The sequence below is a fragment of the Streptomyces sp. NBC_01288 genome (genome assembly GCF_035982055.1).
Lineage (GTDB): Bacteria > Actinomycetota > Actinomycetes > Streptomycetales > Streptomycetaceae > Streptomyces.
This window is the reverse complement of record NZ_CP108427.1, coordinates 5,291,355-5,314,424: the sequence shown is the minus strand read 5'-3', so window position 1 is coordinate 5,314,424 and position 23,070 is coordinate 5,291,355. Positions and strand designations below refer to the sequence as shown.

At 70.5% G+C, this 23,070-nt stretch carries 16 protein-coding genes; 9 read left to right on the top strand and 7 right to left on the bottom strand.

Annotated features, from left to right (window positions below; all coding sequences use genetic code 11):
- The first annotated feature begins 36 nt into the window (after positions 1-36).
- From OG194_RS23785 to OG194_RS23765, 5 genes are all read left to right on the top strand, one after another.
- Entirely contained in the window at positions 37-951 is a 915-nt protein-coding gene (locus OG194_RS23785) for a MerR family transcriptional regulator (protein WP_327407183.1), read from the top strand.
- A gap of 122 nt (positions 952-1,073) precedes the next feature.
- Positions 1,074-1,622 carry an RNA 2'-phosphotransferase gene (locus OG194_RS23780; RefSeq protein ID WP_327402844.1) on the top strand — a complete coding sequence of 183 codons (549 nt, stop codon included), beginning with the start codon at positions 1,074-1,076 and terminating at the stop codon, positions 1,620-1,622.
- Positions 1,623-1,691: 69 nt separating this feature from the next.
- On the top strand, positions 1,692-2,138 hold the full coding sequence (locus OG194_RS23775; RefSeq protein ID WP_327402843.1) for a hypothetical protein: 447 nt from the start codon (positions 1,692-1,694) through the stop codon (positions 2,136-2,138).
- Positions 2,139-2,180: 42 nt separating this feature from the next.
- On the top strand, positions 2,181-3,083 hold the full coding sequence (locus OG194_RS23770) for an LLM class flavin-dependent oxidoreductase (protein WP_327402842.1): 903 nt from the start codon (positions 2,181-2,183) through the stop codon (positions 3,081-3,083).
- 100 nt (positions 3,084-3,183) lie between these two features.
- Positions 3,184-4,071, top strand: a complete 888-nt coding sequence (locus tag OG194_RS23765) for a Cof-type HAD-IIB family hydrolase (RefSeq protein WP_327402841.1) — start codon at positions 3,184-3,186, stop codon at positions 4,069-4,071.
- 47 nt (positions 4,072-4,118) lie between these two features.
- Here OG194_RS23765 and OG194_RS23760 read toward each other — a convergent pair whose 3' ends face one another.
- The 6 genes from OG194_RS23760 to hisC all read right to left on the bottom strand — a co-directional run bounded on the left by OG194_RS23760 (position 4,119) and on the right by hisC (position 14,787).
- Positions 4,119-5,162: a M23 family metallopeptidase gene (locus OG194_RS23760; protein ID WP_327402840.1), complete on the bottom strand. Its 1,044-nt coding sequence runs from the start codon at positions 5,160-5,162 to the stop codon at positions 4,119-4,121.
- Positions 5,163-5,575: 413 nt separating this feature from the next.
- Positions 5,576-7,264: a sensor histidine kinase gene (locus tag OG194_RS23755; RefSeq protein WP_327402839.1), complete on the bottom strand. Its 1,689-nt coding sequence runs from the start codon at positions 7,262-7,264 to the stop codon at positions 5,576-5,578.
- A 61-nt stretch (positions 7,265-7,325) separates the two neighbouring features.
- A complete protein-coding gene (gene cydD, locus OG194_RS23750) occupies positions 7,326-10,823 on the bottom strand; it encodes a thiol reductant ABC exporter subunit CydD (protein WP_327402838.1) in 3,498 nt (1,165 codons plus the stop codon).
- 101 nt (positions 10,824-10,924) lie between these two features.
- Entirely contained in the window at positions 10,925-11,929 is a 1,005-nt protein-coding gene (cydB, locus tag OG194_RS23745; protein WP_327402837.1) for a cytochrome d ubiquinol oxidase subunit II, read from the bottom strand.
- 21 nt (positions 11,930-11,950) lie between these two features.
- Complete coding sequence (locus OG194_RS23740; RefSeq protein ID WP_327402836.1) at positions 11,951-13,459, bottom strand: cytochrome ubiquinol oxidase subunit I; 1,509 nt, start codon at positions 13,457-13,459, stop codon at positions 11,951-11,953.
- A 233-nt stretch (positions 13,460-13,692) separates the two neighbouring features.
- Positions 13,693-14,787: a histidinol-phosphate transaminase gene (gene hisC / locus OG194_RS23735; RefSeq protein WP_327402835.1), complete on the bottom strand. Its 1,095-nt coding sequence runs from the start codon at positions 14,785-14,787 to the stop codon at positions 13,693-13,695.
- Between the two features lie 583 nt (positions 14,788-15,370).
- Here hisC and OG194_RS23730 point away from each other — a divergent pair.
- The 3 genes from OG194_RS23730 to OG194_RS23720 all read left to right on the top strand — a co-directional run bounded on the left by OG194_RS23730 (position 15,371) and on the right by OG194_RS23720 (position 20,461).
- On the top strand, positions 15,371-16,483 hold the full coding sequence (locus OG194_RS23730; RefSeq protein ID WP_078622773.1) for a LacI family DNA-binding transcriptional regulator: 1,113 nt from the start codon (positions 15,371-15,373) through the stop codon (positions 16,481-16,483).
- A 1,809-nt stretch (positions 16,484-18,292) separates the two neighbouring features.
- On the top strand, positions 18,293-19,408 hold the full coding sequence (locus OG194_RS23725; RefSeq protein ID WP_327402834.1) for a metallophosphoesterase: 1,116 nt from the start codon (positions 18,293-18,295) through the stop codon (positions 19,406-19,408).
- Positions 19,409-19,600: 192 nt separating this feature from the next.
- Complete coding sequence (locus OG194_RS23720; protein ID WP_327402833.1) at positions 19,601-20,461, top strand: hypothetical protein; 861 nt, start codon at positions 19,601-19,603, stop codon at positions 20,459-20,461.
- A 151-nt stretch (positions 20,462-20,612) separates the two neighbouring features.
- Here OG194_RS23720 and OG194_RS23715 read toward each other — a convergent pair whose 3' ends face one another.
- Entirely contained in the window at positions 20,613-21,605 is a 993-nt protein-coding gene (locus tag OG194_RS23715; RefSeq protein ID WP_327402832.1) for a hypothetical protein, read from the bottom strand.
- Between the two features lie 213 nt (positions 21,606-21,818).
- Between OG194_RS23715 and OG194_RS23710 the strand changes: the two genes are divergently transcribed.
- A complete protein-coding gene (locus tag OG194_RS23710) occupies positions 21,819-23,048 on the top strand; it encodes a serine hydrolase domain-containing protein (RefSeq protein ID WP_327402831.1) in 1,230 nt (409 codons plus the stop codon).
- Positions 23,049-23,070: the final 22 nt, after the last annotated feature.

Genomic DNA, 23,070 nt, shown 5'->3' with positions numbered 1-23,070 from the left:
GTCCCCAACCCCGGCCCCCGCGACGCCGCCTACCGCATAGAAGACCTCGCGCATCTCAGCGGTGCCACCGTCCGGACGATCCGTGCCTACCAGGACCGCGGGCTGCTCCCCCGGCCCGAGCGGCGCGGCCGGGCCAACGTGTACGCCGATGTCCATCTCGCCCGGCTCCGGCAGATCGCGGATCTGCTCGACCGTGGCTACGGCCTGGCGTCCATCAAGGAGTTGCTGGACGCCTGGGACGCGGGCCGGGGGCTGGGCGGGGTGCTCGGGCTGGCCGCCGAGGTGGACGGGCCGTGGACCGACGAAGAGGCGGTACGGATCTCGCGCGCCGAGCTGGAACAGCGCTTCGGCGGCAGCCCGGACGACGCGGCCGTCGCCGAAGCCGTCGAACTCGGCGTGCTGGAACCGGTCCCCGGAGACCCCGACTCATTCCTCGTCCCGAGCCCCCAAGAGCTGGCCGTGGCCGTCGAGTTGTACGCCTCCGGAGTCCCGCTGCCCGCGATCTCCTCCCACCTGCGGGAGTTGAGGGTCCAGGTCGAGCACATCGCCGCCCGCTTCCTGGAGTTCACCACCGAGCACGTCTTCGCCCGCTACCTGGACGGATCACACCGTCCGACCGACGCGGACGCGACCGAAGCGGCCTCGCTCGTACGACGGCTGCGGCCCCTCGCGCAGCAGACGGTGGACGCCGAACTCGCCCGGGCGATGCGCCTGTTCGCGAATCGGTCGCTGCGCCGGCATCTCGGCGCGGCGGAGCCTTCGCGGTCCGTGTCATCGTCACGTTCCGTGGCCGTGCCCGAGACGACAATGCGGGCCGTGGAGGGGCTGGTTGGTCCGGCGAGGGCGGCCGAGTTCATCGCGCTGGCGGTCGAACGGGAGCTGAGGGCAAGGGCGTTGGATGCGCTCATGCCAAGCAGTGCGCCCCCAGACGATCTTGACGAACAGGGGTGACATGACAGGGAGTTATCCACAGAAGCGCCAATTCCCCTGTGGATAACTACAGTTGGTTGTGGATCAAACATCGGCCGCAAAATAAAGTGCGTGATCCACGTCTCTCCCGTCATGCTGACCGGATGGATGAAAGACGCACCGTGAAGGTGTCGAAGTACCTCTCCAAGCATCTGCGCCACCAGCCCGAGCGGATCGGGCTCACCCTCGACGAGGCCGGCTGGGTCGAGATCGACACGCTGATCGCCGCCTGTGCCGCACACGGGGTCCGGTTCAGCCGTCAGGAACTCGACCACGTGGTGGCCACGAACGACAAACGCCGCTTCGCGATCGAGGGCACCCGTATCCGCGCCAGTCAGGGCCACAGCATCGAGGTCGACCTCGGACTGCCCCCGGCCACCCCACCGCCGTACCTCTTCCACGGCACGGTCGCCCGCAACCTGGACGCGATCCGGGGCGAGGGGCTCCGGCCCATGAACCGCCATGCCGTGCACCTCTCCGCCGACCGGGAGACCGCGACCCGCGTCGGCGCCCGCCGCGGCCGCCCCGTCGTGCTCTCGGTGGACGCCGGCGCGATGCACGAGGACAGCCATGTCTTCCGGGTCAGCGAGAACGGGGTCTGGCTCACCGAGGCCGTACCCGTGCGGTATCTGCGGTTCCCCGCGCCCCACTGACCTCGCACGGCCCAGGGAGTACCGCCCCGGTATGGCCCCGGCCGCGCCACCCTCGGCATGATCAGTGGTATGGACCACTTCCACAGCACCGAGGCCGCCGTCACCGCCCTCCGCGCCATCGCGTCCGAGTACGCGCGGGAGATCGAGGTCACCCATGACATCGGCGCCGACCAGACCTCCCGCCGCACCTCCGCGGGCTTCGGCGTCACCACCGACCCGGACGGTTCACTCCCGCACGAGGCCTTCGCCGAGTTCGGCGGACTGCCCCGGGTGAGCGTACGGCTCTATCCCGACGACGACGCGCTGATCACGGTCGAGGGCATCGACTGCCCCGACATCGCCCGCGACGACGTCCCCGCCTTCCTCCGCTCGGTCTTCGACGGCCGCGCCTACGTCAAGTCCCGCCGTTTCCCGCCCAGTTGCAACCTGGTCGTCCCGCTGCCCGGCGACCGGACGCACAAGGAGTGGATCTCGATGATCGTCCTCACGCCGTGGCTGAACAGCCGCGTACGGTGACGGTTTCACGTGAAACAGGGACAGCCGCATAGCCTGGGAATCATGAGCCTGCGCCTGAGCACCGTGATCCTCCCGTACCTCCGCTGGAACGAGGGGAGCCGCGAATCCTGGCAGCGCGCGGAGCAGCTCGGCTTCCACACCGGCTTCACCTACGACCACCTCTCCTGGCGCACCTTCCGGGACGGCCCGTGGTTCGGTGCCGTACCGACGCTGACCGCCGCCGCGGCCGTGACCGAGCGGATGCGTCTGGGCACCCTCGTCACCTCGCCGAACTTCCGGCACCCGGTGACCCTCGCCAAGGACCTCATCTCGCTCGACGACGTCTCCGACGGGCGGGTCACCCTGGGCATCGGCGCGGGCGGCACCGGCTTCGACGCCACCGCGCTCGGCCAGGAGCCGTGGACCCCGCGTGAGCGTGCCGACCGGCTCGGGGAGTTCGTTCCGCTGCTGGACCGGCTGCTCACCGAGGACTCGGTGTCGTACAAGGGCGACTTCTACTCGGCGCACGAAGCGCGCAACATCCCGGGCTGTGTGCAGCGGCCCCGGCTGCCCTTCGCAGTAGCGGCCACCGGACCTCGTGGGCTGAAGCTCGCCGCCCGGTACGGACAGGCGTGGGTGACCACCGGTGACCCCAAGCTGTTCGAGAACGGCACCCCCGAGCAGTCGGTTCACGCCATTCGCGGGCAGGTCGACAAGCTGGCTGACGCCTGCGCCGCGATCGGCCGGGACGCGGCCGGGATCGACAAGATCCTGCTCACCGGTTTCACCCCGGACCGCGGCCGTCCGCTGGAGTCCCTCGGCGCCTTCGTCGATTTCGCGGGCCGGCACCAGGAACTGGGCTTCACCGACATCGTGATCCACTGGCCCATCCCGGACTCCGACTTCGTGGCGGACGAGAAGATCTTCGAGCAGATCGCCATGGAGGCTCCGACACAGCTCCGCTGAGTCGTCACCGCTGCTCGGCCGGGATCGGGGAGAGCACAACGCCCCTGGTAGGGGCGTTAACCACTCACCTGTGCACTCTCCCGCACAGCCGTGCGGACATATGCGGGAGAATGGCCCGGTGACCTCAGCTACTCGACAGCCCGAGACCCCGGCCTCCGCCGTCCCGCCACGGCTGATCGCCACCGACCTGGACGGCACTCTGCTGCGCGACGACAAGTCGGTGTCCCCCCGCACGGTGGCGGCCCTGGCGGCAGCCGAGGAGGCGGGTGTCGAGGTCTTCTTCGTCACCGGGCGCCCGGCCCGCTGGATGGACGTCGTCAGCGACCACGTGCACGGCCACGGCCTGGCGATCTGCGGCAACGGCGCCGCCGTGGTCGACCTGCACGGCGGCCCCGGCGCCCACCGCTTCGTGAAGGTCCGCGAACTGGCCCGGGAGAACGCCCTCGACGCCGTACGCCTGGTGCGCGAGGCGGCGCCCGGGACGGTGTACGCGATCGAGCTGACGTACGGCTTCTACCAGGAGCAGGCGTATCCGAAGCTGCACATGGAGATACCGGACAGCCTCGCCACCGCCGAGAAGCTCCTCGCGCCGGACGCCCCGGGGGCCGACGAGCCGGTGCTGAAGATCCTCGCGTTCCACCCCGAGCTGGACCCGGACATCTTCCTGAACCTCGCCCGCCTCGCCCTCGGCGACCGCGCGAACGTCACCCGCTCCAGCCCCAGCGCCCTCCTGGAGATCAGCGGGCCCGGCGTCTCCAAGGCGAGCACCCTCGCCCTGTGCTGTGCGGAGCGCGGTATCGCGCCCGAGGAGGTTGTCGCCTTCGGGGACATGCCGAACGACGTCGAGATGCTCACCTGGGCGGGACGGTCGTACGCGATGGGCAACGCGCACCCCGATGTGCTCGCGGCGGCCTCCGGGCGGACCGTCGACAACAACGAGGACGGCGTGGCGGTCGTGATCGAGCGGATGCTGGCCGAGCGCCGGTAAGGGCCGGTAAGGGCCGCAGGCCTGGAGCACGGTACTTACCCGCAGGCTCAGCCGATCGGTACGCCCCGCTGGGCCAGCCAGGGCAGGGGGTCGACCGCCGATCCCATGTCCGGGGTGACCCGTACCTCGAAGTGCAGGTGTGGGCCGGTGGAGTTGCCGGTCGTGCCGGACTGGGCGATCCACTGGCCGGTGGTGACGCGGTCCCCCTGGTCGACGGTGACGGCGGCGAGGTGGGCGTACTGCGTGTAGTAGCCGCCCGGGTGCTCGACGACGATCTCGATGCCGAAGGCGCCTCCGCAGGACACCCGCACCACCCGGCCCGCCCCGGCCGCCCTGACCGGCGTGCCGATGGGCACCGCGAAGTCCTGGCCGGTGTGCCGGTTCGCCCAGCGGGAGCCGCCGCTGCCGAAGCCCGCGGACAGTTCGACGGTCTCCACCGGCGCGACCCACGGGTCGGTGACCCGGGCCGGCGGCTGGTCGAGGCGGACGGCGCCCCGGCAACTGCCCGCCGCGACCGAGGCGTCCGCCTGACCCTGCAACTGCCCGCGCGCCTCGTCGAGTCTCCGCTGGATGCCCTGCTTCAGGTCGGCGAGTTCGGCGTTGCGCCTCTCCAGCGTCCGCCACGCCGACGCGGCCTTCGCCTCGTCACCGGCGAGCCGCACCTCGGCCCGGTGACTCCTGCCGAGCGCGTTGCCGACGGCGAGATCCGCCTGGGAGAAGACATGCTGATCGCGCATCAGATCCTCGGGGCTGTCCGCGAGGAGGATCCGAGCCGCCATCGGGACACCGCCGCCGCCGCGGTACTGGGCGCGGGCGATCCGGCCCAGGTCCTCGTGCAGCCGGGCGATCTCCCGCCGTTCACGGTCCAGTTGACCCTCGACCCGCTGGGCCCGGGCCCGTTGCGCGTCGGCCTCCTGCCGCCCCGCCTCGTACCGCTGCGCCGCGACGGCCGCGTCCTGGTACAGCCGCGCCACCTCCGCACTGGCACCAGCGGCGGTGTGGGTGTCGTCGTCGCCGGGGCGAGCCGCCAGCACGGCGAGCGCGCACAGCAGCACCGGAACGAGCAGTGGATGACGGCGAGATGAGCGCATGTCAGCGATCGTGACCCGCGCGGCGGGCGAGGGCCCTGTCCAAGTCGTACGCATGGGGGACGCGTTGCTGCGAACGGCTGAGCGGGAGCCACGGCGGGCAGGTGTCCGGCAGGCCCCGGCGGAAGCCATACCGGACGGGTGTCCGGCAGGGCTCAGCGGGAGTCACGGCGGACAGGATCCCGACCGGGCTCAGCCGAAGCCGCACCCGACAGCGTCCCGACCGGGGCTCCGCGGAAGCCATACCGGACGGGCGCCCGACAGGGCTCAGCGGGAGTCACAGCGGACGGGTGTCCGACAAGGCTCAGCGGGAGTCACGGCGGACAGGATCCCGACAGGGCTCAGCCGAAGCCGCACCCGACAGCGTCCCGACCGGGGCTCCGCGGAAGCCGCACCGGACAGGGTCCCGCCGGGGCTCAGTGGGGCGCCTGCCACACCACCGTCGTACCGCCGCCGTCCTCGCCGATGCCCGGCCCGTACCAGCTGTCGCCGCCCAGGGATTCGGCCCGGCGTTTGAGGTTCTGCAGGCCGCTGCGCCGGCCGTCGGCGGGGATGCCGACGCCGTCGTCCGCGACGGTGAGCCGTACGCCGGGCCGGCCGTCCGGCAAGGTCGCGGTCGCGTCGACGACAACCTCGATCCGGGACGCCTCCGCGTGCCGGAACGCGTTGGAGAGGGCCTCGCGCAGGGCCGCGATGAGGTTCTTGCCGGTGAGGTCGCCGACCGTCGTGTCGACCGCGCCGACGAAACGGTGCCCGGGCTGGAAACCGAGCGGCACGGCCGCCATGTTGATCTCCCGCAGCACCCGCGTGCGCAGCCCGGAGGGCGCCTCGGCGGGGCCCTGCTGGAGCGCGAAGATCGCGGTGCGGATCTCCTGGATGGTGACGTCGAGTTCGTCGACGGCGTTGGCCACACCGTGCCGCACCTCGGGGACGAGCGACCCGCGCTGGGCGCTCTCCAGCATCATCCCGGTGGCGAACAGCCGTTGGATGACCAGATCGTGCAGGTCACGGGCGATCCGGTCGCGGTCCTCGAACACCGCGAGCCGCTCCCGGTCGCGCTGCGCCTCGGCCATCATCAGCGCGAGCGCGGCCTGCGAGGCGAACTGGATCGCGAGAGTGCGCTCGGCCTCCGTGAACGGCCGCTCGCCCTGCGCGCGCGGCGTGACCAGGGCCCCCAGGACGCGGCCTCCGCTCTGCAGGGGCAGCGCCATGATCGGGCCATACGCGCGCGCGAGGGCGCTGAGCATCCGGGGATCGGTGGCCGCGTCCACCACGAACACCGGCCGTCCGTCGAGGAGTTGCGCGATGATCTCGCTGTCCGGCGCGACGACCCTGCCGAGCTGGTCCGACGGCTGTTCCGAGGACACGGCGACGATCTCCATGCCGCCCTCGGCCGCGGGCAACAGCACGATCCCGGCCGCCGAACCGGACAGCCGGCGGGCCCGTTCCGCGACGACCTGCAACGCGTCCTCGGCATCCCCGCCGGACAACAGCGCCGTCGTGACGGCCACCGACCCGTCGATCCACCGCTCGCGCTGCTTGGCGGCCTCGTACAGACGGGCGTTGCCGATGGCGATACCCGCCTCGGTCGCCAGCACCCGGACCATGCTGACGTCGTAGTCGTTGAAGACGCCCCCGCCGCGCTTCTCGCCCAGATAGAGGTTCCCGAAGACCTCTCCCGAGACGCGGATGGGAACGCCGAGGAAGCCGCGCATCCGAGGATGGTGGTCGGGGAAGCCCCAAGAGCGCGGGTCCTCGGTCACATCCGCCAGCCGAACCGGCTCCGACTCCCGGACGAGCGCGCCGAGCAGCCCCTTGTGCCCGTCGGGGAACCGCCCGATGCGCCGCGCGGTCCCCGCGTCGACCCCGTGGAAGACGAAGTCGGCGAGCGCGTCGCCGTCCTCGTCGACGACGCCGATCCCCGCGTAACGGGCGTCCGTCAGCGTGGCCGCCGCCTCACAGATCCGCTCCAGCGTGGAGTGCAGTTCGAGCCCGCTCCCCACGGACCGCATCGCCTCCAGCAACTGCGGGACGCGGACGGCCAGTTCGGCCGAGAGTCCCGGGGCGGACGGCGGCGGGGGACCGGGGCGCGCTGCGGCTGACATACGTCGAGCCTAATTAGTCCCCTTTGCCACGGAAAGTCGAGCGGTCCGGCCACCAGACCCCCTACCCGGCGGCCACCAGCAGCTCCGACTCCGCCTCCCGCTCCGCCATCCCCCGCAACGGCCCCTCCACGGAGGCCAGTCCGGCGTACGGACCCCGCTGCACGACCCGTCCCTCGTCCAGCACGATCACCTCGTCCACGTCCTCCAGGCCCGCGAGCCGGTGCGTGATGAGCAGTGTCGTACGGCCCTCCGTGGCGGCCAGCAGATCGGCGGTGAGCGCGTCGGCGGTCGCCAGATCCAGGTGTTCGGCGGGTTCGTCGAGCACGAGGACCGGGAAGTCGGCGAGCAGGGCACGCGCGAGCGCCAGCCGCTGCCGCTGCCCGCCGGAGAGCCGCGCCCCGTGTTCACCGACGAGCGTGTCGAGACCGTCGGGCAGCCCGTCGGCCCAGTCGAGCAGCCGGGCGCGTTCCAGCGCGGCCCGCAGTTCGTCCTCGGTCGCGTCCTTCTTCGCGAGGAGCAGGTTCTCGCGCACCGAGCTGTCGAAGAGGTGCGCGTCCTGCGCACACAGCCCGACGAGCCGTCGTACGTCGTCGCCGTCCAGGGCGTACGCGTCCACGCCGGCCAGTGTGTACGAACCCGCGTCCGCGTCGAGGAACCGCAGCAGCACCTGCGCCAGCGTCGTCTTGCCGGACCCGGAGGTGCCGACCACGGCGACCCTGCGCCCCTTCTCCAACGTCAGGTCGAGCCCGGCGAGCGCGTCCCGGTCCTGCCCGGAGTGCCGGGCGGCCAGTCCCTGTACGACGAGCGGGAAGGGTGTCGCGGGCGCCTGGCGGGGCCGCTCCGGTTCCCGTACGGGCTCGGGGGCGTCCAGCACCTCGTACACGCGCTCGGCGCTCTTGCGGACCCGCTGCCGGTACTGCACGGCGAGGGGCAGTCCGAGGACGGCCTCGAAGGCGGCGAGCGGGGTGAGGACGACGACCGCCGTCAACACGCCGCTGAGTCGTCCCGCGGCGACGGCCTGGGCGGCCACGAGTGCGGTGGCTGCGACGGTCAGGCCGGAGATCAGTGCGGTGAGGCCGTCGCCGAGCGCGGTGGCGGTGGCGGCGCGGGAGGCGATCCGGGTGAGGGTGCTGTCGGCGCGCTCGGCCTCGGCGGTACGGGCGGGCAGTGCGCCGGCGACCGTCAACTCGGCGGTGCCGGTGAGCAGTTCGGTCACGCGGGTGGCGAGTTCCCCGCGGGCGGGGGCCAAGCGCCGTTCTGCACGGCGGGCCACGGCACCGGTCACGAGGGGGACGCCGACGCCGGCCGCGAGGAGACCGACCGCGAGGGCGGCACCGGCCTCGGGGAGCAGCCAGGCCGTGAAACCGACCGTCGCCGCGGAGACGGTGATCGCGACCCCGGCGGGCAGCAGCCAGCGCAGCCAGTAGTCCTGGAGCGCGTCCACGTCGGCGACGAGCCGGGACAGCAGATCGCCGCGCCGGGTGTCGCGCAGCCCGGCGGGCGCCAGCCGTTCGAGGCGCCGGTAGACGGCGACCCGGGTGTCGGCCAGCATCCGCAGCACCGCGTCGTGCGACACGAGCCGCTCCGCGTACCGGAACACGGCCCGCCCGATCCCGAAGGTCCGCGTCGCCGTCACGGCCACCATCAGGTACAGCACGGGCGGCTGCTGCGAGGCCCGCGAGATCAGCCACCCCGAGGTGCCCATGAGCCCGACGGCACTGCCCAGCGCGAGACTTCCGAGCAGCAGCGCCAGGGCGAGACGCCCACGCCGGGCACCGGACATGGCACGGACACGGGCGAGGACACCTCCCGCGTGTGCGGCGAGCCGCGTCTCCGGCTCGTCGGGAGCCACGGCACTCACCGGCGCCTCCGACGGGACCGGAGTCGTCTCGGTGAGCGCCGGCACGGCCTCCGCGTGGATCGCGGCCGCGCCCTCCGTCACCCGCACCACCCGGTCGGCCACCGCCAGCAGGGCCGGGCGGTGCACCACGAGCAGGACCGTCCGCCCGACCGCCAACCGCCGTACCGCCTCGACCACTTCGGCCTCGGTCGCTCCGTCCAGCGCGGCCGTCGGTTCGTCGAGGAGCAGGACGGGCCGGTCGGCGAGGAAGGCCCGGGCGAGGGCGAGCCGCTGCCGCTGCCCGGCGGACAGTCCGGCCCCGTCCTCGCCGAGCACGCTCCCGATGCCCTCGGGCAGCGCGTCCACGAAGTCCAGGGCGCCCGCATCGGCCAACGCCCGCCGCACGGCGGTGTCGTCGGCGTCGGGGCGAGCGAGCCGTACGTTCTCGGCGATCGTCCCGGCGTACAGCTGCGGGCGTTGCGGCACCCAGGCGATCCGCGACCGCCACCGCTCCAGGTCGACGTCGGTGAGATCGACTCCCCCAACGCGCACCCGGCCTTCGGTGGGCCGTACGAACCCCAACAGGGCGTTCAACAAAGTGGACTTGCCCGAGCCGCTCGGGCCGACGAGGGCGACCGTCTCTCCGGGTTCCACGGTGAAGGACGTGTCCGATACGGCGTCGGCGGACCGCCCGGGGTACCGGACCGTCACGTCCTCGAAGTCCAGGGCGTCCGACGGCACTTCGGTGGTGCCCGAGGCCGGTACCGGTGTCTCCAGTACCGAGAAGATCTCCTCGGCGGCGGCGAGGCCCTCCGCCGCCGCGTGGTACTGCGCGCCCACCTGGCGCAGCGGCAGGTACGCCTCGGGTGCCAGGACGAGGACGACGAGACCGATGTAGAGGTCCATGTCGCCGTGGACGAGGCGCATGCCGATCGTCACGGCGACCAGGGCCACGGAGAGGGTGGCGAGGAGTTCCAGGGCGAAGGAGGAGACGAAGGCGATCCGTAGGGTCCGCATGGTCGCCTGCCGGTACTCGCCGGTGATGCGCCGGATCGAGTCGGCCTGCGCCTTGGCCCGGCCGAACACCTTCAGGGTCGGCAGCCCCGCGACCACGTCCAGGAAGTGCCCGGAGAGCCGGGAGAGCAACTGCCACTGACGGTCCATCCGGGACTGCGTGGCCCAGCCGATCATCACCATGAAGAGCGGGATGAGCGGCAGGGTGCCGACGATGATCGCCGCCGAGACCCAGTCCTCGGTGACGATCCGCGCCAGTACCGCCACGGGGACGACGATCGCGAGGCCCAACTGCGGGAGGTAGCGCGAGAAGTAGTCGTCGAGGGCGTCGACACCTCGGGTGGCGAGGGCGACCAGCGAACCGGTCCGCTGCCCGCTCAGCCAGCCGGGGCCCAGTTCCACGGAACGCTCCAGCAGCCGTCGCCGTAGCTCCGACTTCACGGCGGCGCTGGCGCGGTGGGCGGCGAGTTCGGTGAGCCAGGAGACGAGGGCGCGGCCGACGGCGACCATCGCCAACAGCACCAGGGGAGTGCCGAGTTCACCGACGGACATCCTGTGCTGGAAGGCACCGACCACGACCTCCGCGATGAGCATCGCCTGCGCGATGACCAGCAGCGCACCGACAGCACCCAGGCCGACGACCGCCATCAGGAAGAAGCGGGTGGCGCGGGCGTACCGGAGCAGACGTGGGTCGATTGGTTTCACGTGAAACACACCCTCTTCTCGGGAGGTCCCGGCTTCTCAGTGGGTCCCAACGGGGCATGTTTCACGTGAAACATGCCCCAAGTCGGACTCGGCGCTCAGACTCAGTGCGCGGCTTCGGCGATGTGCTGCGTGCCGATCCGTTTGCGGAACACCCAGTAGGTCCAGCTCTGATAGAGCAGCACGATCGGCGTGGCGATCCCCGCGCACCAGGTCATGATCTTCAGGGTGTACGGACTCGACGAGGCGTTGGTGACCGTGAGGTTCCAGTCCGGGTTGAGCGAGGACGGCATGACGTTCGGGAAGAGCGACAGGAAGAGCATCGCGACGGCGGCCACGATGGTGAGGCCGGAGAACGCGAACGACCAGCCCTCACGCCCCAGTTGAATCGCACCCAGCGCCGCGACGAGCGCGACGACGGCCACGATCAGCGCGACCAGACTCTTGCCGTCACCGCTGTCGACCTGGGTCCAGATCAGGAAGGCCAGCGCCAACAGGGCGGTGACGAGCCCGACTTGAAGGGCCAGCTTCCGCGCCCGCACCCGGATGTCCCCGACGGTCTTGAGCGCCGTGAACACCGCGCCGTGGAAGGTGAAGAGCGTCAGCGTGACGAGGCCGCCGAGGATGGCGTACGGGTTGAGCAGGTCCCAGAAGGTGCCGACGTACTCGAAGTTCTTGTCGATCTTCACGCCGTGCACGATGTTGCCGAAGGCGACACCCCACAGGAACGCGGGGAGCAGCGAGGTCCAGAAGATCGCCGTCTCCCAGTTGCGCTGCCAGTTCTCCTCGGGCCGCTTCGCCCGGTACTCGAAGGCGACGCCTCGGACGATCAGGCAGACCAGGATGATCAGCAGGGCGAGGTAGAAGCCGGAGAAGAGGGTGGCGTACCACTCGGGGAAGGCGGCGAAGGTCGCGCCGCCGGCCGTGAGCAGCCAGACCTCGTTGCCGTCCCAGACCGGGCCGATCGTGTTGATCAGGACCCGCTTCTCGGTGCGGTCCCGGGCGAGCAGCTTGGTGAGGATGCCGACCCCGAAGTCGAAGCCCTCCAGGAAGAAGTAGCCGGTCCACAGGACGGCGATGAGGACGAACCAGACGTCGTGCAGTTCCATGACTGTTGCAGCTCCCTCGGCCTAGTACGAGAAGGCCATCGGCTTGTCGGCGTCCTGGGAGTCGCCGCCGATCTTCGTGGGCGGGTTGAGGTCGGCCTCGGTGAGTTCGGGCGGGCCGGCCTTGACGTACTTCGCGAGCAGCTTGACCTCGATGACGGCGAGGACGGCGTAGAGCGAGGTGAAGACGATCATCGAGGTGAGGACCTCGCCCTGGGAGACGCTGGGGGAGACGGCGTCACGGGTCTGGAAGAGGCCGTAGACGACCCAGGGCTGGCGGCCCATCTCGGTGAAGATCCAGCCCCAGGAGTTGGCGATCAGGGGGAAGCCGAGGGTCCAGATCGACACGAGCCAGTAGAGCTTGGTGAGTTTCGGGCCGAGGGTCTTGTTCTTGAAGAGGACGACGTTCGGCACTTCGTCGTCGCCGACCCGCAGATGCGGGGCCAGCATGAACTTCTTGCGGGTCAGCCAGAGTCCGGCCAGGCCGATGGCGAAGGACGCCATCCCGAAGCCGATCATCCAGCGGAACGCCCAGAAGGTGACGGGGATGATGGGCCGGTAGTCACCGGGACCGTACTTGGCCTGCTCGGCCTTGTTGGTGTCGTTGATGCCGGGGACGTACGAGCTGAAGTCGTCGTCGGCGAGGAAGGACAGTATCCCGGGGATGGACAGCTCGACGCTGTTGTGGCCCTTGCTGACGTCGCCGTAGGCGAAGATCGAGAACGGCGCGGAGTCCTGGCCGTCCCACAGCGCCTCGGCGGACGCCATCTTCATCGGCTGCTGCTTGAACATGACCTTGCCGAGGGTGTCACCGCTGACGGCGGTGAGCAGGCCGGCGATGGCGACGGTGACCAGGCCCAGCCGCAGCGAGCTCTTCATCACGGCGATGTGCTTCTTGCGGAACAGGTGGAAGGCCGCGATGCCGACCATGAACGCGCCGCCGGTCAGGAAGGACGCGGAGAGCGTGTGGAAGGCCTGGGCGAGCGCGGTGTTCTGGGTCAGCACGTGCCAGAAGTCGGTGAGTTCGGCGCGGCCCTTCGCCTTGTTGATCCGGTAGCCGACGGGGTGCTGCATCCACGAGTTGGCCGCGAGGATGAAGTACGCCGACAGGATCGTGCCGATCGAGACCATCCAGATGCAGGCCAGGTGGATCCGCTTGGGCAGCTTGTCCCAGCCGAAGATCCACAGCCCGATGAAGGTGGACTCGAAGAAGAACGCGATCAGCGCCTCGAAGGCGAGCGGGGCACCGAAGATGTCACCGACGAACCGCGAGTAGGTGGACCAGTTCATGCCGAACTGGAACTCCTGGACGATGCCCGTGACGACGCCCATGGCGATGTTGATCAGGAAGAGCTTGCCCCAGAACTTGGTGGCCCTGAGGTACTTCTCCTTCTCCGTGCGCACCCACGCGGTCTGCAGCCCGGCCGTGAGAGCGGCGAGCGAGATCGTCAGGGGGATGAACAGGAAGTGGTAGACGGTGGTGATGCCGAACTGCCATCGCGCCAGTGTCTCCGGCGCCAGAGCCAATTCCACGTCGTCAGTCTCCTTACGTCGCCGTGGTACAGCGGCAGTTTGCCCCTTTTGTCGCACACATCATGGGACGAACCGGGACACGCTTGTGAACGCGTTCACATTCACAAGCTATTATGACGTACGGATTTTCGGCAGCGGAAGGGGGGTCCCGTTCGGAGGCCCATTACGGAGGGGGGTCCCCCTAAGGCAACCCCCCTGACGTCACTCGTTACGAACCCTCACATCCGCGACGGCTAGAGCTCCTTGCGGAACCCCTCCGCCACCTTCAGGAAGATGTCGTTGCCCTCGGTCTCCCCGATCGTGATCCGCACACCCTCGCCCGCGAACGGCCGTACCACCACGCCCGCCTGGTCGCAGGCCGCCGCGAAGTCGAGCGTGCGCTCCCCCAGCCGTAGCCACACGAAGTTGGCCTGGGTCTCCGGGACCGTCCAGCCCTGGGCGCGCAGTGTGTCGGCCACGCGGGTGCGCTCGCCGACCAACGAGCCGACGCGGCCGAGCAGTTCGTCCTCGGCGCGCAGCGAGGCGACCGCCGCGTCCTGCGCGAGCTGGCTCACCCCGAAGGGCACGGCCGTCTTGCGCAGCGCCGCCGCCACCGGCTCGTGGGCGATCGCGAAACCGACCCGCAGCCCGGCGAGGCCGTAGGCCTTGGAGAAGGTCCGCAGGACGCAGACGTTCGGCCGGTCGCGGTAGAGCTGGACGCCGTCCGGCACGTCCCCTCCTTCACCTTCGGCGGACCGGATGAACTCGCGGTAGGCCTCGTCCAGTACGACGAGCACGTCGCCCGGCACCCGGTCCAGGAAGCGCTCCAGTTCGGCCCGGCGTACGACCGTTCCCGTCGGGTTGTTGGGGTTGCAGACGAAGATCAGCCGGGTGCGGTCGGTGATGGCGTCGGCCATCGCGTCCAGGTCGTGCACGTCACCCGGGGTCAACGGGACCTGCACGGCCGTGGCGCCGCTGACCCGCGTGATGATCGGGTACGCCTCGAAGGAACGCCAGGCGTACATGACCTCGTCGCCGGGTCCGGCGGTCGCCTGGATCAGCTGCTGGGCGACGCCGACCGAGCCGGTACCGGTGGCCAGGTGGGAGACGGGGACGCCGAACCGTTCCGCCAGCTCGTTCATCAGGCCGGTGCACGCCATGTCGGGGTACCGGTTGAAGTTCAGGGCCGCCGCGGTGACGCTCTCCATCACGCCGGGCAGCGGGGGGTACGGGTTCTCGTTGGAGGACAGCTTGTAGGCCACCGGACCGTCCGCCGAGGCAGGCCTGCCCGGCTTGTAGGTGGGGATACCCTCCAGCTCGGCGCGCAGCTTCGGGCTCGTCTCGCTCACCGCAGTCCTCCTTGTGACCACCACCGGCACCACCGGCTATCAATACTGCTCACCTTATGAGGATTCGCCGCCGGGGCGTACAGGTCCGGAGCGGGTGAGCGGTCGCCGGCGTACGGGTAACCCGTCATCGACGTACGGGTGAGGAGTCACCGGCGTCCGCGTGAGCGACCTCGGGGATCCGCGAGCAGTCGCCGGGTGTCTGCATGAGCAGTCGCCGCGTGCCTGCGTAAGCAGCCGACGGGTGCCCGTCAGGAGTCCGTCCGGATCGCCCCACGTGTCACATCCGTATCAGGGGCAACACCGTACGAAGGCACACGAACCGGGGGCGCGCTGTACATATATCTATGCGCCGGTAGCTCGCGCCGTGGCGCGCATCCCTCGTGCAGGTGAGTTGAGACCTCTTCGAAACATGGGGGGCTTGGCAGGCCCATACGCGCCGACAAGTCACGTAATGCCATCGCATCGTTTAACTGACTTTGTTTCTAAGGCAGTTGACCCCTTCTGACCTTGCAGAAACGTGCCTGTCAACGCGTGCATATGCGTCCGCACTACCCCACCGCATGAGCCCTACTATCGGCTCGCCATGACAGCAGCAGGGAAGCACCAGGTGAGCCGCGCGGAAACCTCTCGTCGAGGAAGCCGGCCGGGCCGGGCGGGAATCAGAGACGTGGCCGCCGCGGCCGGAGTCTCCATCACGACCGTCTCCGACGCCCTCAACGGCAAGGGCCGGCTCCCGGACGCCACCCGACGCCATGTCCGCGAAGTCGCCGACCGGCTGGGCTATCGGCCCTCAGCGGCGGCTCGCACACTCCGTACCGGCAAGTCCGGCCTCATCGGCCTGACCGTGACGACGTACGGGGATGAACCTTTCACCTTCACCGAGTTCGCGTACTTCGCCGAGATGGCGCGGGCCGCCACCTCGGCCGCGCTCGCCCGCGGCTACGCCCTCGTGATCCTCCCCGCGACCTCGCGCCACGACGTGTGGTCGAACGTCGCCCTGGACGGCACGGTCGTCATCGACCCGTCCGACCAGGACCCGGTGGTCAGCGAGCTCGTCCGGCAGGGTTTACCGGTCGTCTCCGACGGCCGCCCGGCCGGCTCGCTCCCGGTGACCGCCTGGGTCGACAACGATCACGAGGCCGCGGTCCTGGGCATCCTGGACCACCTGGCCGACGCCGGCGCCCGCCGGATCGGCCTGCTCACGGGCACGAGCACGGACACGTACACGCACCTCTCGACCACGGCGTACCTCCGGTGGTGCGAGCGGGTGGGCCAGGATCCGGTGTACGAGTCGTACCCGGCGCACGATCCGTGCGCGGGGGCCGTCGCCGCCGACCGGTTGCTCGCCCGGCCCGACCGGCCCGACGCGGTCTACGGCCTGTTCGACCCCAACGGCACGGATCTGCTGGCGGCGGCCCGTCGCTACGGGATGCGGGTACCGGAGGATCTGCTGCTCGTGTGTTGCAGCGAGTCCACGGTGTACGCGAACACCGAGCCGCCGGTCACGACGCTGTCGCTGAAGCCGCGGCGGATCGGTACGGCGGTGGTGCAACTCCTCATCGACGCGATCGAGGGGGTCGAGTCCGACCTGCCGATCGAGCAGGTGATACCGACGGAGCTGATCGTGCGGACGTCGTCCCAACGGCGTCCACCGAGGACGACGGTCAGTCCGCCTCGGTCGCCTGAGGGGAAGTAGGGGGCGGGGGTGCCCCGGGGGGCGGTGCCGGTGTCGGTGCCGTCCCGGTGGATGTGGGTGTGGACTCGGGCGGGGTGGAGGGTTTCCGGAGTTCCATCGGGCGCCGGGGGTGGCAGGAGGCGGGGTCGGACTTGTTCCGGGTGCCGTGGTCGGGCGGGCGGAGTCGGGGGGCCGGGTTCGCTCCGGGCTCCGTGGACGGGTGCAGGCGGGGGTCTGGGTCGTTCCGGTTGTTCCAGTCGATGTGGACGCTTGGAGGGGGCGCAGTGCCGGGCGAGTTCGGGGCTTGGTGGCGGTCAGGGGGCCGGACTTCCACCAGGCCAGCCGTAGGGCGGAGCGAGGGGCGGACTTGTCCCGGCTGCCTGTGAAGGTCGGTGCCGGGGCGGCCGTCCGACTTCCGCTCGGCGGGGTTGGTGCCGAGGTTCCCGTCGGGTGACCGCCCGACGAGCTTGGTGTCGAGACGCCCGTCGGGTGACCGTCAAAGGCGGGAGCTGTGGCGGGAGTTCCCTCGGGACGTGGTGGCGGGCAGAGCGGTACTTGGACTCCCAGCCGGTACCGCGATCGGAGCCCGGCGGGACGGGACACAGGCTCGTGCCGGTTCCCGTGCCCGGGGGGCTCGATGCCGGGACCGACGCTGAGCCCCGTGGAGAGGGGCTCGGCGTCGGGACTCGCGCCGGGTGGCCGTGGCGAGGGGGCTCGGTGCCGGGATTCACGCTGAGCGCCGTGTAAAGGGGCTCAGCGTCGGAACTCGTGCTGGGTGCCAGTGGTGTGAGGGAGTTCGGTGCCAGGACTCACGTGCAGCCCCGTGGAAACGGCTCAGCCTCGGGACTCGCGCCGGGTGCCCGTGCCGAGGGAGCTCGGTGCCGGAACTCACGCCGAGCCCCGTGGAAACGGCTCAGCGTCGGGACTCGCGCCGGGAGCCGGTGCCCGTGGCGATGGGGCTCGGTGTCAGGCACCCCCTTCCAGTGCCGTGAGCGACTACGGGGCCCGGACTCCCACCGGGTGCCGTAGTCGTGCAGAGGCAGAAGCGGAAGCCGGACTTGCTCCGGGTGCCCGTGAGGCTCGGTGCCGAAGCTCCCGTCGCGTGCCCGCCGGGTGCCCGGCATCAAGACCCGCCTCGGGTGCCGTCGCGCACGGAACGGGGCCTGGACTCCCACCCGCCGCCCCAGTCCGGCCGAGGCAGAACCCGGAGCACTCCCGCAGGTTGCCCCCGAGCGCGCCCGGGGCGCGGCCGCCAGGCGCCATGGGGATGGCCGGAGCGGTACCCGGAACTCCCCTCGGCCCGCGTCGCGCAGGACCCCCGTCAAGTGCCGTGGCGGGCCGAGCAGCGCCGGGACTCCCAACACACCTGAGGGCGAACCCACCCGAACCACCCGAACCGACCCCACCCCTCACCCGCAGGCAAACTCACCCCAACCCGACGCCCCCACCGCCCCGCGCAAGCGACCCCGCAAGCGATCCCCACCACCTCGACCAGACACCGCCCCCCACCCCCACCCAAGCAACCCCCACCACCCCCGACCACGTACCCCCACGCACCCCCACAGCCCCCACCCACCCCACCGCGAACAACCACCACCGACGATTTCCAGCCGCTCGGCGGCGCGAACCAACCCCCGCCCACCCCCCGTCAAGCAGACGGCCACCAGCCGAACCCCTGCCCAATCGGGGCGAAAGCCGCGGTGGACCGGAGTCCTGGTCCGATTCAGCACCCCTGGGTCATCACATGGCGCGATCCGCATTCCTATGATGGGCCCACGACACCGCGGGCCGCTGCGACCAGGCAGTCCGACGCGGTGCAGCTGCGGCGCGATGGTGGAGGGGTCGATGACTCAGGGGGCCGGTCAGGGACCCGAGACGGAGCGGACGGCGACGTTGCGCGACTTCCGGGTACCGGCGTACGTCCACGAGACCGGTCCGTACGCCGACAGCGCGCAGCCCGGCGAGGCCGTACGACCCGACGAGGATGCCTTTGACGAGGCCTTCGACGAGGTCTATCCGGAGGGCTACACGCCCACGCAGCGCGATCTGCCCGTCATCCGTCGGGGTGACACGGTTCAGGTCGCGGTGGACCCGGCGTCGGCGGCCGTCCCGCAGCAGACGGAGGGCCCCGGTCCGCTGTTCGTCGTAGGGGATGTGCACGGCTACCTGGACGAACTGGTGGCCGCCCTGCGGGAGAAGGGTCTGATCGACGCGGCCGGCAGCTGGTGCGCGGGCACCGCGCGGCTCTGGTTCCTCGGCGACTTCACCGACCGCGGACCCGACGGCATCGGCGTCATCGACCTGGTCATGCGGCTGTCCGCCGAGGCCGCCGCGGCCGGTGGCTACTGCAAGGCGCTCATGGGCAACCACGAGCTGCTCCTGCTCGGCGCGAAGCGGTTCGGCGACACCCCCGTCAACTCCGGCGCCGGCACCGCCACCTTCCAGGCGGCCTGGCTGCTCAACGGCGGCCAGAAGACCGACATGGACCGCCTCCAGGACGTCCACCTGCAGTGGATGGCCCGCCTGGACGCCATGGAGGAGGTCGACGGCCACCTGCTCGTGCACTCCGACACCACCGCGTACCTCGACTACGGCGACTCGATCGAGGCCGTCAACGACACCGTCCGCGAGACCCTCACGCGCAACGACGCGGACGAGGTCTGGGACGTGTTCCGCAAGCTCACCAAGCGCTTCTCCTTCCGCGACGAGGGCGGCGCCGACCATGTCCGCTCCCTGCTCGACATGTACGGCGGCACCCGGATCGTGCACGGCCACAGCCCGATTCCCTATCTCCTGGGCGACGTGGGCTCCGAGGACGGCGAGGACAGCGCGGGTCCCGTGGTCGAGGGACCGCACGTCTACGCCGAGGGACTGGCCATCGCGATGGACGGCGGCGTGACCATGGCCGGAAAACTGCTGGTCCAGCAACTGCCGCTGGATATCTGAGCGTTTAGCGGGCAGTCGTCCCCTCCGGAGGACCGGCGGACGACAGCGCTGGCCAGGGGCCAATTTCTGGAAACCCCCTGTCACCGTGTGCCGTCGCCGCTCTACCATCGGCTTATCCGTAGCAGGCTCCCCTCCGTTTCTGCCCGACGGCTCGTTGGCATGCGAGCCCCAAGCCCTACGGAGCATCGGGGGATGCACATGAACAGCGTTCCGCAGCACCTGCACAGCGAGGACCGCCAGGAGTACGAGCGGATCCTCGACGAGGCGCTGCGCTCCGCCCCTACCCGCCCGGAACTGGCCGCTGTCGGCAAGCGGCTCAACCCCGAACAGCTGCGCACCATGGCGCTGAACGCCACCGCGCTCATCACGGCGGCCGCGGCGACCGAGTACCAGCACTACGTGAAGGTCCGCGAGGAACTGCGCCGGCCGGCGTCGTCCACCCCGTCGGCCGTCCACGAGCCCGACTCCGTGGAGCCGGGCGGCGTGGGCGCGATGGGGCTCGCCACCACCCTGGGGGAGGCGGCCGAGGGTGCGGGCGCCGTCGCCGTAGCCGCCGTCCTCACCCCCGTCCTCGCCGGCACGGCCGCGGCGATATTCCTGCTCGTGGGCTACATCCTCAAGATGCTCAGCCCCGAACCGGCGTTCGCCAAGACCATGCTCACTGCCGGCTGGGTGTTCGGCGCCATGACCGCCGCGGCGATCCTCGTCGCCATCGTCGGCCTGCTGCTCACCGCCCTGCGCAACAGGCCCTCGCTCGACACCGGCCCCTACGGCGAGTCGGGCGGCGAAGTGGCCCGCGCCAGGGATGCCTGGCACGACGCCCTCCTGGAACGCGGCATCCTGCCGTTCCTCCAGGAGGCGCTCGCGGCGCCGAGCACGGCACCACTCCGCCGTACGACGCCCACGGCGCCCAGTCGCATGCCGAACCTCGGCTACGACCGCCCGGGCTTCTCCAGCCCGGACGACGGCCCGGAGCCGGGTCACCGCCCGAGCTTCTCCAGCCCGGACTTCTCCAGCCCGGATTTCGGGGGGCCCGAACACCAGCCGGAATAACCCCTCGGCTTGCGCCCCCACCCAGGGGAGCGCAAGCCGAACGTCCGGTCGACGGGTCGGTGAACCACAGGTTCACAGGTTCACAGGTTCACAGGGGCGCCGAGTGCTGCGCTCGTCGAACCCCGCCCGCGTTCAGGTTCAGGAAAGGTGTTCAGGGAAGGTCGATGATCGCGATGCTCCCGGGCTGGGCGACAGCCAGCCGGATGCCGTCCGGGTGCAGGGCCGCGACGGGCGACGGGATGTCGATGACCCCGTAACTCCCCTCCTTGCTCGGCACCTCCACAGCCGGCCACTCCGCCATCGACGTCCCCGTCGTGACATCGATCAGCCGCGGATGCCCGTACAGCGAGACGAGCGTGTCACCCCGCGGGATCAGCGTGCCGATGTGGAAGTCGACCCTGTTGCGATGCACCCACCGCTTCTCGGCGAGCGACCACACGCCCAACTGCCGTTTGCCCAGGCCCGCGCTCGCCGCGGTCTCCTCCTCGTCGACGAACTCCTCCCCGGTCGCCACCGCCAGGCGGTCACCGTCGAGCCAGCAGCCCGAGATCACCTCGGAACTGTTGCCCGGGTAGAAGGACGGCACGCCACGGCCGTCGAGCACAGCGGGATCCGTCAACGCCCGTTCCAGATCGAAGACTTCGACGATCCCGTACGGATGCCACACCCAGCCCGCCGACAACAGATGGGTCCCACCCGGAGAGACCGCCAGCCGCGAGTGGAGGACGTCGTTCCGCGTACGGTCGCCGACCGTGAGCCGTTCTCCGGATTCCGCGTCCTCGATCTCAAGGAGGTCGTACTGGTCCGGGCAGTGCACCAGTACCTCACGGCCGTCCCGCAGCACCCCGAGGGCGACCGGATAGTCGAAGTCCTCGGCGTAGTCGTCATTGCGCTCCAGCTCACGGACCGGCCGATCGCCGTCCAGCAACAGTGCCTCGGTGCCCCGCTCGTCGTAGACCACGGTGAAGCGGCCGGACGGAGAGCTGACGCTCCGGTCGAAGGAATACCCATGGCCGACCGAGACCTGACGCTCCACACCGTCGGCACCCCACCGCCGACCACCCACGACATCGACCAGATCATCGCCGTCCCACGCCAGCGACTGCGCCTCGTCCGTCACCTGCAGAAGAATCACGGTCCCCATCCCCCAGTCCCCCAGCCCACAACAACACACCCCCGGAGCAACTCCACTCCACTCCACTCCACAGACAAATCTACGGCCGGGGGCGAACCCGTAGACCGTACGGGGGCCAGGTGCACCCCTCATCCGGAGGACAGCCCCATCCCCTCGCGCCGGCAGATCCGGTTGGCTGGTGATCGTCACCGACCAGGAACCAGAACACCGGGGGATACGACCATGCAGATGCCGTCGTCGAAGAAGACCGGCGCCGCAGTACTGGCAGCAGCGCTCCTCGCCCTGGGCTCACCCCTGGCCGCGACCGCCGCCACCAGCGGCCAGAGCACACCGACGCACTCCTACAGCGAGGCCACGCTCCGCCAGGACCTCGCAGCCGTACGCAAGGCCGGCGGCGGCGACGTGAACGTGCTGGCCAGGGTCGACGGCCCGAACGGCGCCCCGCTGATGGCCCGCATCGGCACTCGAACCGCCGACTCCACGGCCCCGATCCCGTGGAACGCGCACTTCCGCGTGGCCAGCACGACGAAGACCTTCGTGGCGACCGTCGTCCTCCAACTCGTCGCGGAGAAGCGCCTGTCGCTCGACGACACCGTCGAACACTGGCTGCCCGGAGTCGTCGCCGGCAACGGCAACAACGGCAGCCGCATCACCGTCCGCGACCTCCTCCGCCAGACCAGCGGCCTGTACGACTACATCGACGACCCGGAGATCCAGGACGCGCTGATCAACCACTTCGACGAGAACCGCTACGACACCACCCCCACCGCCGACCTGGTCGCGGTGGCGATGAAGCACCGACCGGTGTTCGTACCCCAGCCGGGCGGGCCCACCCGGTGGGCGTACTCCAACACCAACTACCTGCTGGCCGGGATGATCGCCGAGAAGGCCGGCGGCGCGAGCTGGCAGGACCTGGTCGCGCACCGGATCATCGCGAAGCTCGGACTGCGGAACACCTCCATTCCCGGGCTCAACCCGTTCCTACCCGACCCGCACGTGAACGCGTATCTGACGACCGCCGACGGCAAACGTCTCGACGTCACCGAGCACAGCTACCAGCACACCGCGGACTCCGGCGTGGTGAGCACCACCGCCGACCTGAACACCTTCTTCCGCGCCCTGGCGGACGGCCGGCTGCTCCCCGCCGCGCAGTGGCGCGAGATGCGGCAGACCGTCCAGCGCACCGACGACCCGGAGGACGTGGCCGAGATGCCCGAGGGCACCTACGGCCTCGGCCTCCGCAAGATCCCGCTGACCTGCGGCGGTTTCTACTACAGCCACGAGGGCGACGGCGCGGGCGTCAACACCCGCCCCGCGGTGAGCGCAGACGGCAGACGCGCGGTGACGATCTCCATCACGACCACCACCGCGTCCCCGGACCTGCCCGCCCTCAACCACGCGACAAACACCCTCGTCGACCACGCCCTGTGCGAAAAGCCCGCCAAGAACTGACCGAGAGCCGATCGAGAGCTGC

Coding starts and splice junctions, on each gene's coding strand:
- OG194_RS23780 (WP_327402844.1), top strand. CDS start 1,074: ATGGATGAAAGACGCACCGTGAAGGTGTCGAAGTACCTCTCCAAGCAT.
- OG194_RS23775 (WP_327402843.1), top strand. CDS start 1,692: ATGGACCACTTCCACAGCACCGAGGCCGCCGTCACCGCCCTCCGCGCC.
- OG194_RS23770 (WP_327402842.1), top strand. CDS start 2,181: ATGAGCCTGCGCCTGAGCACCGTGATCCTCCCGTACCTCCGCTGGAAC.
- OG194_RS23765 (WP_327402841.1), top strand. CDS start 3,184: ATGCGGGAGAATGGCCCGGTGACCTCAGCTACTCGACAGCCCGAGACC.
- OG194_RS23760 (WP_327402840.1), bottom strand. CDS start 5,162: ATGCGCTCATCTCGCCGTCATCCACTGCTCGTTCCGGTGCTGCTGTGC.
- OG194_RS23755 (WP_327402839.1), bottom strand. CDS start 7,264: ATGTCAGCCGCAGCGCGCCCCGGTCCCCCGCCGCCGTCCGCCCCGGGA.
- cydB (WP_327402837.1), bottom strand. CDS start 11,929: ATGGAACTGCACGACGTCTGGTTCGTCCTCATCGCCGTCCTGTGGACC.
- OG194_RS23730 (WP_078622773.1), top strand. CDS start 15,371: ATGACAGCAGCAGGGAAGCACCAGGTGAGCCGCGCGGAAACCTCTCGT.
- OG194_RS23725 (WP_327402834.1), top strand. CDS start 18,293: ATGGTGGAGGGGTCGATGACTCAGGGGGCCGGTCAGGGACCCGAGACG.
- OG194_RS23720 (WP_327402833.1), top strand. CDS start 19,601: ATGCACATGAACAGCGTTCCGCAGCACCTGCACAGCGAGGACCGCCAG.
- OG194_RS23715 (WP_327402832.1), bottom strand. CDS start 21,605: ATGGGGACCGTGATTCTTCTGCAGGTGACGGACGAGGCGCAGTCGCTG.
- OG194_RS23710 (WP_327402831.1), top strand. CDS start 21,819: ATGCAGATGCCGTCGTCGAAGAAGACCGGCGCCGCAGTACTGGCAGCA.